The sequence below is a fragment of the Sphingopyxis sp. BSNA05 genome, assembly GCF_013265645.1.
Lineage (GTDB): Bacteria > Pseudomonadota > Alphaproteobacteria > Sphingomonadales > Sphingomonadaceae > Parasphingorhabdus.
In genome coordinates this window covers 20,227-33,777 of sequence record NZ_PYIA01000148.1, presented here as the reverse complement: position 1 = coordinate 33,777, position 13,551 = coordinate 20,227, and the positions used below count along the sequence as shown (strand labels likewise).

The following is a 13,551-nucleotide window of genomic DNA, read 5'->3' as shown; positions in this document are numbered from 1 at the left end:
AGCGGACCAACGGTTTGAGCCAGTCAGCCGAAAAATGACGAAGGAATGGCAGTTTGATGGGCAGTTGCAGCATTCAAGACGTTGGACCGTTATTCCGGTCATTATCGTTCTGAGAATTGGGAGTGGAGCGGCTTTTCCTTTGCAAAGCCTGTTTCTACTAAGAATAGATCGGTGACCAGATGAATAATCAAGACACTTTGCCAGCTTCTTTAGCCAGGCGCATGTCCATCTTCGCTGGAATTACGGCGGCCTATGGCCTCCTTTCCGTCGCCGGGATCATGTTGAGCCGCGGAGAATCCGACTTTTCGGCATTGTGGATCTCCAACGGTTTTCTGGTTGCCGCCCTTTTGCGCTATAAGGGCGGTATTTCCGTCCCGCATATTCTTTCATGCGTCGCCATGGGATGCGCCGTCTCGATCGCCACCGGTGATAGCTGGCCGAAGGCGTCGTCGATGGCTGTTGTCAACGGGATTGAAGTCGCCATTGCGATCTATCTGGTCCGCCGAAAATGCGGGCCCAATCCCAATTTCGTCAATTTCGGCAGCCTGATCTGGTTTGCGGTTCTTGGCGGGCTTGTCGCACCGCTGATCGCCGGCGGGATTGTTATGCTCCTGTTCTCCCTGTCCGGAGAAAATGTCTCGCTGCTAGGATGGCTAGACTGGATGACAGCGCACAGCCTCGGCATGTGGATATTCGCCCCGATTTTCTCGATCATACTCGGCAATCACAACGGCATCCATCAATGGAACAGAAAGATGGATCTCGAATATCTCGCCATTTTCGGGACAGGCAGCCTGCTGACGGTTCTGGTTTTCAGCCAGTCATCCTACCCGTTCCTGTTCATGGTGACGCTGTTCGTGCTGGTTGCGGCCGTCCGCAAGGGCATTGTCGGCGCTTCGCTGTCCGTCGTGGTTGTCGCGATCGTTGCGATCATAGGGACCTACAACGGTTCCGGCCCGGCCCAGCTGATTGATGGCAATCTTCACGACAATATATTCGTCGTGCAGGTCTTCCTTTTGTTCACGCTGGCAAGTTCGCTGCCGGTCGCCAGCATATTGGAAGCGCAAATCATGTTGCAGCGCGAATTGCGGCTCAGTCGTGACCAGACCCAGTCGATTTTCGACAATATGCGGGACATTGTCTTCCGGACTGACAAGCTGGGCCGCTGGCTGTTGCTGAACCCGGCATGGGAGACGATCACCGGTTATTCTGTCAAGGAAACGCTCGGCTGGCCTGTAACGAAATTATTGACCAAGGATTCCCTGCAAAAGGCCGAAATCGAATATCTCAGGCTGGCCAGCGGGGAATTGAACACGCTCACGTTGAACCAGACCTTCATTCGTGCTGACGGCAAGGAGCGGCAGGTCGAGGTGTTTCTCGAAGCGGTCCGCGACGAGAAAGGGCATTTTGACGGAGCGACCGGCAATATTCGCGATATAACCGATGCCCGTGCGGCTTCCCACGCGCTGAAAAAGAGCGAAGAGCGGTTCCGCAGGCTCGCCGAGTCCGCTCCGGTCGGCTTTTTCCAGGCCGACGCCGAGGGCAAGGTTTATTATGTAAGCAAGGCCTGGCGCGAACGGGTTGGTCTGACCGAGGAAGAGGTCAAGGGCGACGGATGGATGCGGGCGCTGACCGACAAGACATCCCACGAGATGGACGAGGCCTTCACCGGCTTCGAAAAGCCGGGCGATAAATGCGAGCGGGAAGCCTGTCACACGACCAAGGATGGCGAGGAAATCTGGGTCCGCACCGTCAACCAGGCGGAATTCGACATGGATAATAATATCATCGGCTATGTCGGTGTCATCGTGGAGATAACCGAACAGCGCAAGGCGATTACAGAATTGCGCCAGCGGCAGAGCGAATTGCGGGAAGCGCGCGATATTGCCGAAGCGGCCACCGAAGCCAAGGCATCGTTTCTAGCCAATATGAGCCATGAAATCCGCACGCCGATGAACGGGGTTCTCGGTTTTGCGGAAATGCTCAGCCAATCGGATCTGGACGAACAACAGGCCGGATATGTCGCGCTGATCGAGGAATCCGGCAAGATCATGATGGCATTGCTGAACGATATTCTGGATATTTCCAAGATCGACGCCGGACTGCTGATATTGTCGCCGGAACCCTTCGAACTGGCGCATTTGCTCAAGAGTACGTGCAACATGATGCTGACGGCGGCGGGTAATCACCGGCTTGCTCTAAAACTGGACTATGCCGACGATCTGCCGAAATTCATCGAGCATGACAAGCTGCGGCTCCGCCAGATTCTGACCAATTTGATCGGCAACGCCATCAAATTTACCGATTCAGGATCGGTAACCGTCAAGGCCGAATTGTCGGGTGATGACAATGGCACGTTCAGAATTAGCGTGATCGACACCGGCATCGGGATTGCCGAAGAGCGGCAGCAATCAATATTCGACGAATTTGTGCAGGCTGAGCATGATACGGACCGTTCCTACGGCGGCACGGGGCTTGGTCTGGCCATTTCCCGCAAGCTGGTCCAGATGATGGGGGGCAATATCAGTCTGGAGAGCAAACCCGGTTCCGGCTCGACCTTCTGTATCGAGATACCTCTCAACGAATGCGTCGATCCTCGCGGAGATGCCACCAAACGTGCCAAAGAAGACGACAGGCTGACGACATTACCCGCCGTCAACCGCACCATATTGCTGGTCGAGGATCACGAGATCAACCGGATGCTTGCAACCGCAATGCTCGAGCGTATGGGCTGTACCGTGATATCGGTCGACAATGGTTCGCAAGCGCTGGAAACCCTCACGAGAAACGAAGGAGCCGCATCGGATTTCGGTCTTGTTCTGATGGATATGCAGATGCCGATCATGGACGGGATCGAAAGCACCCGGCGAATTCGCCAGGCCGGTATCACCGCAGAACAGCTTCCGATCGTTGCGCTGACCGCCAATGCCTTTTCCGAAGACCGCGATGCCTGCAAGGCAGCCGGCATGCAGGACCATGTCTCCAAACCGATCCAGTTCAACGATCTCTACAAGGCCGTGTGTGACTGGTATTTTGATCCAAGTTCGAAAAACCGGATCCGGTGATCGAAGTGGTGGCGGAAGACCCGACCATTGCCCTGCTGCGCCCGAAATATGCAAAATTCCGGACCGAGACTCTGGATAGGCTCACGGTCGGCATGGCCACGATCGGCGACTGGCCGCAGGCGCAAAGCGATGACATCGCCATCATGCTGCACAAGCTTGCCGGATCCGCGGGATCGTTCGGCGAGAAAGAAATGGCGAGCGTGGCAAAGCAGCTGGAAGACGCCATCAAGCAGGAAAAACCGGTCGAAGTGCTGATGTCGATAGCCGAGGATCTGCTGGCCTATCGGTATCAGCACAACGAACCACGGGCCAGGCAGGCCTGAACGTCATAACGGTTTTGAATGCTCCGGGGCGGCTTGTCCTGCGCGTCCCCGAAGCCCGGGACCAGGTTGCGCCCGAGCCGCGGTCAGCGATATTCGGGATTGGGGTGGTTATAGCGCCTACCGTCATCCCAGGCTTCGCGCGAATTGCCATAATCCGGAATGCCGCCGGCCTGTTTTAGCATATGGGCCGTGTGCATCAGGTTCCAGGCCAGAAATGTCGCGTTGCGCTGAGTGAAATCGCTGTCGAAACCGACGCGGGAGCCATCCTCTTTCTCGTCGCCATAAGAAGGGCCGGGACCGATCGGTCCGATCCAGCCGGCATCGGCCTGGGGCGGTATCATATAGCCGATATGGCCGAGCGAATAGAGCGTGCTCATGGCGCAATGTTTGACACCGTCTTCATTGCCGGTGACCACAACGCCGCCAGCCTTTCCGTAAAAGATATATTGCCCCTTGTCGTTGGTTTCGCCGGAATGGGCGTAGAGCCGCTCGATGATCTTGCGACATTCCGAGGATACGTCCCCCAGCCAGATCGGCGTGCCGATGACCAGAATCTCGGCTTCCATCACTTTTTTCGAGATTGTGGGCCATTCATCCGTCGCGAAACCGTGCTCCGTCATGTCCGGGTAGACGCCCGGAGCAATATCATGATCAACACTGCGGAAAGTCTGAACCGATACGCCTGCATCTTCCATGATCTTGCGGACGACATCCATCAGGCATTCCGTGTGGCTGAACGCCGGTGACGGTGTCAAAGTGCAATTGATGAAAACGGCCTTCATGCCTGAATAATCGGGCTTTTTGATGTTGTCGCTATCGCTGCTCATGGCTAATCCCTCTCGCGCTAGTCGGCTTTCCTGCACTCGTACACCAGCCGCTCGTTCGCCTGCATCGGCAATTCGGCCCTGATCGCCTTCACCATATCCTCGATATCGGCCAAGGCCTTGACGTCGGTGGTGCAGGCCCTGTTGCCATATTCTGCCCTGATCGCCCGCGCCTGGTCATTGCGTCCAGTCCCATCAGATAGCGTTCCTCGGTAAATTCGCTGCGATCCGGCTGGAAGCTGCTGATCGTTACCGTCTGCTCTTCATTGGGAACGAAGATACGGGACCATTTGGCGCCGTCGCGGCCATATTGGGTGCGACTGTTGACGCAGCCTCCGTCTGCCCAGTCGAAGAGCAGCTCATTCTCCTGAGATACGGTGATCCGGCTGCGCTGCGGATTGATCGTGCATTGATATTTGCCTGCTGTCGCGATGCCGGGCTGCTGCGGTTCCTTATCGGCAGCATTCTCCTGCATCGCTTCGGCGACGCGATCATCGATTTCGCTGAAGTCCGGGCGCGCCAGGAATATGATGACGGCACCAAGCAACAGGACCGCCGCTCCCCCCGCTGTGGCGATGCCCGGGTTGCGCTTGCCCTGTAATAGCAGGATCCCCGCACCGCCGGCAGCAAGCAGCGAAAGCGCCAGCATCAGTGCCGCTAGCGCGATCCTGTTTTCCCGTTCGGCGATAATGTCCTGGGTGATGCCGGTGCGCAATTGGGCCTCTTCCCGTTCGCGCTTTTCGGCCTCTGCCGCCTTGGCCGCAGCCACCTGCGCGCGGGCGGCCGCCTCGCGCTGGCGTTCCCGCTCGCTGATCTCGGCGGCAGAGCGGCAGGGCGTTGCGGTGGAGCCAGCCTTGACATTGGTCTGGCGCAGGAAGCTCAGGATTTCGCGCGCCGAAACGGCAAAACCGAATTCCGCGTCATTGCCCTCGCTGATCGAACCGAAGCTGTTAACCCCAAGCACCCGGCCACAATTGTCAATCAGCGGCCCGCCACTGTTGCCGGACGCAATCGGCGCGGTATGCAGGATCGTGTCGAATTGCTTTGTCGTCCGGCCACCGGACACGGTACCCGTGGTCTTGACCGGCGACATCGGGTTGATCAGATCGTCCAGGTCAAGCCCCTGGGCGCGGTCGACCGAGCCAGGATAGCCGATCGCCACCACATCCGCGCCGTCGGCAACCGGTCCGCCGAAAATCGTCATCGGCGGTAAGCGCCCGCCATCCAGCACCTGGATCAGGCCAGATCATTGCCGGGCGAATAAGCGATGATTTTTCCGCCATAGCTGGTCCCCCCTGCGAGGGAATGATACCGATGACGACCGAGCTTTCCTGCCGCGCAATCTCGACGACATGGGCGTTGGTCACGATCTTGTCCGGTGCCACCGCGAAACCGCTACCATGGCCGACAAAGGCGACCTTGCTGCCGTCTTTCGCCGCCAGCACCACGCGGACCACCGATCGGCTGGCAGCGCTGATATCGGCCGGATCGGCCTGCGCAGGGCCGGTGAGCAGCGTGGCGGTAAGGATGGAGAGCAGGAGTGTCAGTTTTTTATCATGGATTGGTTCATGCTTCAAATAGGTGCAACATTCAAAGGACTTTTGCACTTCAGTCGCCCCTCCTTTTCAAAGGAGTAGTTGGGGTGGTTGCGAGCGTAAGCGAGCCTGCGCGGCATCAAGGATCAAACAAAACTATAGGGATCAACATCCACCCCGACCCGCACCGCGCGCGGCCATTCCAGCTGTTCCAGCCATTCGCGCATGATATTCTGCAGGTCGACCGACCGCAGCGCATGGACCAGCAGACGGTGCCGGTGCCGGCCGCGCAGCATCGCCAGCGGAGCGGGGGCAGGGCCGAAGACAGAAAATCCGTCGAGCTTGGGCGCGGTCTGGCCGATCAGGCGGGCGGTTTCCATCGCCTCGCTATTGTCCTCGGACGAGACGATGATCGCGGCCCAGCGGGCGAAGGGCGGGGCCAGCGCCTGCCGCCGCGCTTCAATTTCGGCGGCATAAAATCCCTCCCGGTCATTCTCGATCAGCGCCTGGATCACGGGCGCATTCGGCATGCGGGTCTGGACATAGACACGGCCCGGCTTTTCCGCCCGTCCGGCCCGTCCCGCGACCTGGGCGATCTGCTGGAAACTCCGCTCGGCGGCGCGCAGGTCGCCGCCTTCCAGCCCGATATCCGCATCGACCACGCCGACCAAAGTCAGATTGGGAAAATGATAGCCCTTGGTCACCAGCTGGGTGCCGACGACGATATCGATCGCGCCTGCCTCCATCTGGTTGACGAAGTCAGCGGCCTTCTGCGGCGACCAGATCGTGTCCGAGGTGACAATCGCGGTCCGCGCCTGCGGGAACAGCATTTTGACCTCGTCGCAAATCCGCTCGACGCCGGGTCCGCAGGCGACCAGACTGTCTTCGTCGCCGCATTCCGGACATTTTCCGGGATCGGCATGACATGGCCGCAGTGATGGCAGGCGAGGCGGCGGGTCAGGCGATGCTCGACCATCCAGGCGGTGCAATTGGGGCAGGCGATGCGGTGGCCACAGGTGCGGCACAGGGTCAGCGGCGCAAAACCGCGACGATTGAGGAATAACAGCGATTGCTCGCCGCGCTCGAGATTTTCCTCCAGCGCGTTGACCAGCGTCGGGGCCAGCCAGTTGCCGCGCGGTGGTACGTCCTCGGTCAGGTCCAAGGCCTCGATATCCGGCATCGTCGCGCCGCCGAACCGCGCCGGCAGTTCGAGCAGTTCATAATTGCCCTGCTCGACCTGATGGCGGGTCTCGATCGCCGGCGTGGCCGAGGCCAATATCACCGGGATCTGCTCGTACAGCCCGCGCATGACCGCGACATCGCGGGCGTGATAGCGGACGCCGTCTTCCTGTTTGAAGCTGGTCTCGTGCGCTTCGTCGACAATGATCAGGCCGAGATTGGCATAAGGCAGGAACAGGGCGGAGCGAGCGCCGACGATCACTTTCGCATTGCCCTCGGCCAGCGCCCGCCAGTTCCGCTTGCGTTCCGACTGTTTCATGCCGCTGTGCCAGGCCAGCGGTTCAGCGCCGAAGCGCGCCTCGAAACGGTTGAGAAACGGCTCGGTCAGCGCGATTTCCGGTAGCAGCACCAGCACTTGCTTGTCTTGCCGCAAGGCTTCGGCGACCGCCTCGAAATAGACTTCGGTCTTGCCCGAACCAGTGACGCCGTCGAGCAGATAGGGTTTGAACGCAGAGGCGCGCACTGCCTCGATCAATATATTGCTGACGTCCTTTTGGTCCTCGCTGAGATCCACCGTGTCGAAATCGGGCAAAGGCTTAGCGCTGGTGGCGAAGGGAGAGACTTCCTCCCGGTCGAATATGCCCAGCTTTTCCAGTCCCCGGATCACCGCGATCGATACGCCGGCCTTGTTGGCCAGCTCGCTGATCGTACCCTGGACGCCTTCAAGCTTTTCCAGCGCCTGCTGCCGTTGCGGCGTTATCCGGTCGGGCATAGTGCCGTTCAGGCGATATTCGCTGATCGGGCGATTGTCGGCAAAGGCAGCGCCGCTCGACAGGACCATGCGCAGCACCGATGCCGGCGAGGCGAAATAATAAGCGGCGGTCCATTCGATCAGCCGCCGCAGCGGCGCGCGCAGCGGCGGTACATCGCGGACCTCGAGCAGCGGGCGCAATTTCTTCGGGTCGATTTCCTCTACCGGAAAGCTGTCCGCCTCCCACACCACTCCCGGCAATTTGCGCGGACCCAGCGGCGCCATCACGATCGAACCCGGCTCGACCCGCATGCCGTCGGGCACGCGATAATCGAGCGGGCCGAGAGCAGCATTAAGCAGGAGTACACGAACGCGATTCATATTCATGCTATAGGCAGCTTATCATCATCCGTCATTCCCGCTTTGACGAATATAGGAGAGTATAATGGACTATCATCGTAGATCGGTTCTGGGCTTTGGCGCTGCCGCCGGATTGCTGGCGCTTCCCGGCTGTTCCAGCGTGCCGGGCCTGAGCCTGACCGAAGCTGTCAAGCGGCTGCTGACCCTGTCGTCGCAGAATGCTTTTGCCGAACTGATGGAGCCGAACGGTTTCTTCGACAGCCAGGTGGCGCGGATTTCGGTACCCGATTCCCTGGGTGGTTCGCGGGCAACAAGCATCGCCACGGCTCTGCTGCGGTCCAAGCCGATCCAGGATCGCTTGCTGATGCAGGTCAATCGCGCGGCCGAAAAGGGCGCCGAACTGGCCGCTCCGATCGTCGCGGAAACCATCCGCAATATGAGTATCGCCGACGCGGCCGCAATCATCAACGGCGGGCCGCGCGCGGCCACCAGCCTGCTGCAGGGGCAATTGGGAAACACGCTCGTCGAGCGGATGCTGCCCGGCATCGGCAGCGGGCTGAGACTGTTCGACAACGAGATTATCAATCTGGTGCTCTCGCAAGCCACCAATGTCGATTTTTCCAGCATCAGCCGGGACGTGACCGACAAGGTCAGCGATGCCATCTATCGTTCGATCGGCGCGCAGGAGGAGGCCATACGCGCCAATCCGCGGGCCACCAACGATCCGCTACTGATGGCGGTCCTGGGTGTCGGCAAAGCCTTTTAGTACCGATTTATCCCGCGATCTTCCCCCAATCTATCCACAGCTTTTTGCCGGACAGAAGGGGGCAACAGTTCCCCGACCTGTGGAAAGCGGATAGGCAAACGGCAATAGAGCCTATTCCTGTATTCTGGAGCCAGACCGATGAAATTCTTCGTAGATACCGCCGATACCGCGGAAATTGCCGACCTCGCAGCGACCGGCATGGTCGACGGCGTCACCACCAATCCTTCGCTGATCAAGAAATCGGGTCGCGACATCATGGAAGTGACCAGGGAAATCTGCGGCCTGACTGATGGTCCGGTGTCCGCCGAGGTGGTCGCGCTCGACCATGACGCGATGATGAAAGAAGCCGAAGTGCTGCGCAAGATCGCCGACAATGTCTGCATCAAGGTGCCGTTGACGGTGGACGGACTGAAAACCTGCAAGGCGCTGACCAGCGAAGGCACGATGGTCAATGTGACTCTCTGCTTCTCCGCCAATCAGGCGCTGCTCGCGGCCAAGGCCGGTGCCAGCTTCATCTCGCCCTTCGTCGGACGGCATGACGACAATGGTCTCGATGGCATGACGCTGATCGAGGATATCCGGCTGATCTACGACAATTACGCGTTCGAGACCGAAATTCTCGTCGCCTCGATCCGCCACCCGATCCACGTGCTGGAATCCGCCCGCATCGGTGCCGATGTCGGCACCATGCCGCCCCATGTCATCCGTGGCCTGTTCAAGCATGTGCTGACCGACAAGGGCCTCGAAGGCTTTCTGAAGGACTGGAAAGAGACGGGCCAGAATATCGGTTGAACCTGATGGGGGACGGGGGTGTTTGGATTTTTCAAACGTAAATCGCTGAAATCGCCGGTATGCGGAAATTGCGGTGAACCTCGCCCGCTCGTCCACATCGGAGAGGCCGGTGCGGACGATCTCTTGAAAAATTCGAAACTGTCGCGCGGTGACTATAGCGTGATTTGTCAGAAATGTGCGTCCTCGATCGGCGCGCGCTACGATTATCAGCCGGACTATTCGAGAGTCAGCGTGTCGCCCGGACGCGACAGTCTTTCAACCGGCGAACGGGACGATCCGGCCGAAGCGCCACCCGGGGCAATCCCAGCGGAAAACCATGAACCCGATGCCGGCTATCATGCGGATGCGGAGGACAATTTTTATCGAGACGGCGCGGTGCAGAGCGACGATCCCGATGCGCTCTATGAACCGGGCAATGGATATCACACGGACGACGAGATCAGGGAAGATGAGCTACCGGATGAGAAGTTGACGGTTCATCTCTTTGGTTCCTCTGTAAACATCCCGGCTCCGGTCAGGAGGGTATTACCCAGACTGGTTATTTTTTCGCCATTTCCCTCGTCGTCAGCTTTTGGCCGGATCGTGAAACCGGATTTGAAACATCAACACAGCGCACTCCGATGCCGGGTGCCGTTGATTCCGCTGCTCGCAGCAGTGCAATCATCCCTGCATCACCTGCAGGAAATCCAGGAGAATGGATTTCGCCCGGCGATTACCCGACAGCCGCTTTGCGAGAGGAACGAGGCGGCACTGTCGGGTTTCAGCTGCAAATCAGCGAGGCCGGCGAAGTCACCGCCTGCAACATATTGGAGTCAAGCGGGCAGGATGATCTCGATGGGGCCGCCTGCAGCGCACTGATGCGCCGTGCCCGGTTCAATCCTGCCAGAAATGCCAGCGACGAACCGGTCCGCTCGTCCTACACCAACAAGGTGCGCTGGCAGATCCCGGAATGATATCGATCAGAACCCTCTGGGCGCCGGATCGACCACGGTGAAGCTGCCGTTGCCGATTTCCTGGACTTCCAGGGCCCGTTCCGAAACCCCGTCGGCCTTGAACCGGAAAACACCGTCCAGTCCGATGAAGCCGCCCTTGTCGGTCAGTTGATTGATCGGGAAGGGCTCTCCGACTTTCCAGTTGCGGGCAACCTTGACGGTCAGCAATACCGAGTCATAGCCGAGGCTCGACAGGCGAAACGGGGCCTTGCCATAGCGGGCGCGATATTTGTCGGCATATTGCTTGTAGAGGCCATCGGAAACGCTGGCGAACCAGGCGCCGCGCATGGATGGTGCGCCGGCCAGATTGCTGCTGGTATTCCAAAGGTCGGTGCCGAGGATTTTCGCCGTGCCGCTGGCATTTTTGCGAATATAGGGCGCGGCCTTGATCGCCATGTCGCCATTGTCGGCAAGCAGCACCGCTTCGAAATCACCATTTTCGGCAAGTTTCTTGGTCGCCGCCTCGATCGACTGGGAATCGCGGTTGAACGTCTGGATCGAAACCACGGTGCCGCCGGCGTCTTTCACGCTGCGCAGCAGGGTCGAGGATGCCCGCTGGCCATAGACGCCGTTGGGGACCAGCGCGGCAAAGCGGTTCATGCCTTTCGATTTGGCATAGGTGACGACCCGGTTGATCGATTGCGACGGGATATGACCCAATATGAAGACATTATTGCCGGCGGCGCCGCTGTCGTTGGAGAAACTCAGGATCGGTACGCCGGCTGGCCGTGCGATATTGGCGGTCGCGACCACATTGTCGCTGAGCAGCGGGCCGATGATCAGCTTGTTGCCATCGCGAATGGCGCTCTGCGCCGCCAATGCAGCGCCCTTGGCCGTGTCATAGCTGGTCATGCGGATATTGTCCGCCTGAGTGTCAAGCAGCGCCATGGTTGTGGCATTGGCCAGCGACTGGCCGATACCGGCATTCTTGCCGGACAGCGGCACCAGCAAGGCAATGCGGTGATGTTTCTGGTCGTCGGGCAGACCTGCGGTCACTGGCGGCGGTGCTGGCGCGTCGGTCCGCACCGGCTCTGCGCCACGCGGGACTACGGTCGAACAGCCGGCCAGCATCGCAATGGCGGAGAGGCCCGCCCACTTCAAAATGCCGCGCCGTCTGCTTTGATCTTGTCCTAGATGTACCTTGTCTGCCATGACCGTCATATGTCTGCTCCTGCCCAATCCGGTCTCTATATCGTTGCCACCCCGATCGGCAACCTCGGAGATTTGTCGCGCCGCGCCGAAGCAACGCTCGCTGCCGCCGATATCATCCTCGTCGAAGATACAAGAGTGACCGGCAAGCTATTGAATCATATCGGCAAAAAGTCGAAGATGATGGTCTATAACGACCATAAGTCGGCGGCCGACCGGGATGCGATTTTGGACGCGGTGCGATGTAAAATTGTCGCACTGGTCAGCGATGCGGGAACGCCGCTGATTTCCGATCCCGGCTACAAGCTGGTTCGCGATGCGCAGGCGGCGGGCCTCTATGTCACAACGATCCCCGGCCCAAGCGCAGCGATCGCCGCGCTGACCCTGTCCGGACTGCCCAGCGACCGCTTTCTGTTCGAAGGGTTTCTGCCGAGCAAGACCAAGGCGCGGAGCGAATCGCTCGCGGCTTTAAAGACACTCAACGCCAGTCTGATCTTTTACGAAAATGGCTCGCGGCTGGGGGCGATGCTGGCCGGCTCGCTGGCTGTGCTGGGGGACCGCAAGGCTGCGGTGGTCCGGGAAATCACCAAGCGTTTCGAGGAAGCAGTGGCGGGCTCCCTGAGCGAACTGGCCGAGCGTTACGGGTCGGAAAAGCCGAAGGGCGAGATTGTCGTGATCATCGGCCCACCGGGCGTGCCGGAAGCCGCGAGCGAAGCGGAGGTCGAGGTTGCGCTGCGCGAGGCGCTGGAGCGATTGCCTGCCTCAAAGGCAGCGGGCGAGGTGGCGAAGGCCTTCAACACCGACCGCAAGGCGCTGTACGAGATGGTCAATCGCTGGAAATCGGAAAATGAAACTCCGAGACCCGCAAACCGTTCGTCCTGAGCCTGTCGAAGGGCTTCTATCGGTCCTGCGGTGCCTTGGCGGTCCACATGCTTCGACAAGCTCAGCACGAACGGGTGATGACAAATGAAGCCCAGCGCCGCCCACACCGTTCGCCCTGAGCCTGTCGAAGGGCCTCTATCGGTCCTGCGGTGCCTTGGCGATCCAGATGCTTCGACAAGCTCAGCACGAGCGGCAGTGCTAAAATCACCTATGGTATCCAGAAGATGAAACGCGAGGCAGCGGAGCAGCGGGGCCGGCAGGCCGAAAAGACCGCAGCCCGCTTCCTGCGCCTGAAAGGCTGGCGGATATTGGACGAACGGGTCCGCACCCCGCGCGGCGAGGTCGACCTGGTCGCCAAACGCGGCGGGCTTGTCGCCTTTGTCGAGGTGAAGGCGCGCACGAAGCTGGAGGATCTGGAACAGGCGATCGACCTGAAACGGCTGCAGCGCGTGGCCGATGCGGTGGAAATCCTCTATCCGCGCTATTGCACCAAAGGGGAGGACGCCCGCATCGACGTGATCCTGATCGCCCCGCGACGCCTGCCGGTCCATCTGCCCAATGTATGGCACGGATTTTGACGCGCCACGGGATGCAAAGCGTTCCGAAGCGTCAACCCCCGCGCAGGCGGGGGTCTCTGACCTCCAGCCGTTCGTCCTGAGCCTGTCGAAGGACATCTTTCGGACTTTCGGTGGATTGACGGTCAAGATGCTTCGATCCCCGCCTTCGCGGGGACAGGCACGCTCAGCACGAACGGAAAGCGGATCGAACTTTCTCTTTGCCCCGCTAAACAAAAAGGCCCTTCGACAAGCCGGGGACGAACGGTTAGAAACGCAACTCTCCCGTTCGTGTCGAGCGAAGTCGAGAGACACCTGGCGCAATGCCAATGTGTCTCGACTACGCTCGAGACGAACGGTAAGCGGGTGCGAAAATGAC

General features: G+C 59.6%; 12 protein-coding genes and 1 pseudogene. 8 read left to right on the top strand and 5 right to left on the bottom strand.

What is annotated here, in order from left to right:
• Positions 1–221: 221 nt before the first annotated feature.
• Entirely contained in the window at positions 222–3,065 is a 2,844-nt protein-coding gene (locus C8024_RS17665; protein WP_173207580.1) for a PAS domain S-box protein, read from the top strand.
• The gene (locus C8024_RS17660; protein WP_173207577.1) at positions 3,062–3,388 is read left to right on the top strand and encodes an Hpt domain-containing protein; all 327 of its coding nucleotides are present in this window, start codon (positions 3,062–3,064) and stop codon (positions 3,386–3,388) included. Before C8024_RS17665 ends, C8024_RS17660 begins: the two co-directional genes overlap by 4 nt.
• Before the next feature lie 83 nt (positions 3,389–3,471).
• On the opposite strand, the gene C8024_RS17655 is transcribed toward C8024_RS17660, so the two are convergent.
• From C8024_RS17655 to C8024_RS17640, 4 genes and pseudogenes are all read right to left on the bottom strand, one after another.
• On the bottom strand, positions 3,472–4,215 hold the full coding sequence (locus tag C8024_RS17655) for a flavodoxin family protein (protein WP_173207574.1): 744 nt from the start codon (positions 4,213–4,215) through the stop codon (positions 3,472–3,474).
• A gap of 88 nt (positions 4,216–4,303) precedes the next feature.
• Positions 4,304–5,416, bottom strand: a complete 1,113-nt coding sequence (locus C8024_RS17650; protein ID WP_173207571.1) for a serine protease — start codon at positions 5,414–5,416, stop codon at positions 4,304–4,306.
• Positions 5,328–5,819, bottom strand: a complete 492-nt coding sequence (locus C8024_RS17645) for a hypothetical protein (RefSeq protein WP_173207569.1) — start codon at positions 5,817–5,819, stop codon at positions 5,328–5,330. The genes C8024_RS17650 and C8024_RS17645 overlap by 89 nt, the downstream gene beginning before the upstream one ends.
• Before the next feature lie 74 nt (positions 5,820–5,893).
• Positions 5,894–8,058: pseudogene (locus tag C8024_RS17640) on the bottom strand (primosomal protein N').
• Positions 8,059–8,122: 64 nt separating this feature from the next.
• Between C8024_RS17640 and C8024_RS17635 the strand changes: the two are divergent.
• The 4 genes from C8024_RS17635 to C8024_RS23810 all read left to right on the top strand — a co-directional run bounded on the left by C8024_RS17635 (position 8,123) and on the right by C8024_RS23810 (position 10,548).
• Complete coding sequence (locus C8024_RS17635; RefSeq protein WP_173207566.1) at positions 8,123–8,803, top strand: DUF4197 domain-containing protein; 681 nt, start codon at positions 8,123–8,125, stop codon at positions 8,801–8,803.
• Positions 8,804–8,941: 138 nt separating this feature from the next.
• Positions 8,942–9,595, top strand: a complete 654-nt coding sequence (fsa, locus tag C8024_RS17630) for a fructose-6-phosphate aldolase (protein WP_173207563.1) — start codon at positions 8,942–8,944, stop codon at positions 9,593–9,595.
• Positions 9,596–9,718: 123 nt separating this feature from the next.
• On the top strand, positions 9,719–10,453 hold the full coding sequence (locus tag C8024_RS23815; RefSeq protein WP_367947423.1) for a hypothetical protein: 735 nt from the start codon (positions 9,719–9,721) through the stop codon (positions 10,451–10,453).
• On the top strand, positions 10,366–10,548 hold the full coding sequence (locus C8024_RS23810) for a TonB family protein (RefSeq protein WP_367947421.1): 183 nt from the start codon (positions 10,366–10,368) through the stop codon (positions 10,546–10,548). The genes C8024_RS23815 and C8024_RS23810 overlap by 88 nt, the downstream gene beginning before the upstream one ends.
• 6 nt (positions 10,549–10,554) lie before the next feature.
• Here C8024_RS23810 and C8024_RS17620 read toward each other — a convergent pair whose 3' ends face one another.
• Positions 10,555–11,688, bottom strand: a complete 1,134-nt coding sequence (locus C8024_RS17620) for a penicillin-binding protein activator (RefSeq protein WP_254306055.1) — start codon at positions 11,686–11,688, stop codon at positions 10,555–10,557.
• Between the two features lie 60 nt (positions 11,689–11,748).
• On the opposite strand from C8024_RS17620, the gene rsmI reads away from it, so the two are divergent.
• Together rsmI and C8024_RS17610 are read left to right on the top strand one after the other, a co-directional pair.
• The gene (gene rsmI, locus C8024_RS17615; protein WP_173207557.1) at positions 11,749–12,618 is read left to right on the top strand and encodes a 16S rRNA (cytidine(1402)-2'-O)-methyltransferase; all 870 of its coding nucleotides are present in this window, start codon (positions 11,749–11,751) and stop codon (positions 12,616–12,618) included.
• A 224-nt stretch (positions 12,619–12,842) separates the two neighbouring features.
• A complete protein-coding gene (locus tag C8024_RS17610; protein WP_173207554.1) occupies positions 12,843–13,196 on the top strand; it encodes a YraN family protein in 354 nt (117 codons plus the stop codon).
• The last annotated feature ends 355 nt before the right edge of the window (positions 13,197–13,551 follow it).

Bases quoted from the DNA above. Each gene is read 5' to 3' on its own strand.
- C8024_RS17665 (WP_173207580.1), top strand. From the start codon at position 222: ATGTCCATCTTCGCTGGAATTACGGCGGCCTATGGCCTCCTTTCCGTC.
- C8024_RS17655 (WP_173207574.1), bottom strand. From the start codon at position 4,215: ATGAGCAGCGATAGCGACAACATCAAAAAGCCCGATTATTCAGGCATG.
- C8024_RS17650 (WP_173207571.1), bottom strand. From the start codon at position 5,416: ATGACGATTTTCGGCGGACCGGTTGCCGACGGCGCGGATGTGGTGGCG.
- C8024_RS17635 (WP_173207566.1), top strand. From the start codon at position 8,123: ATGGACTATCATCGTAGATCGGTTCTGGGCTTTGGCGCTGCCGCCGGA.
- fsa (WP_173207563.1), top strand. From the start codon at position 8,942: ATGAAATTCTTCGTAGATACCGCCGATACCGCGGAAATTGCCGACCTC.
- rsmI (WP_173207557.1), top strand. From the start codon at position 11,749: ATGTCTGCTCCTGCCCAATCCGGTCTCTATATCGTTGCCACCCCGATC.
- C8024_RS17610 (WP_173207554.1), top strand. From the start codon at position 12,843: ATGAAACGCGAGGCAGCGGAGCAGCGGGGCCGGCAGGCCGAAAAGACC.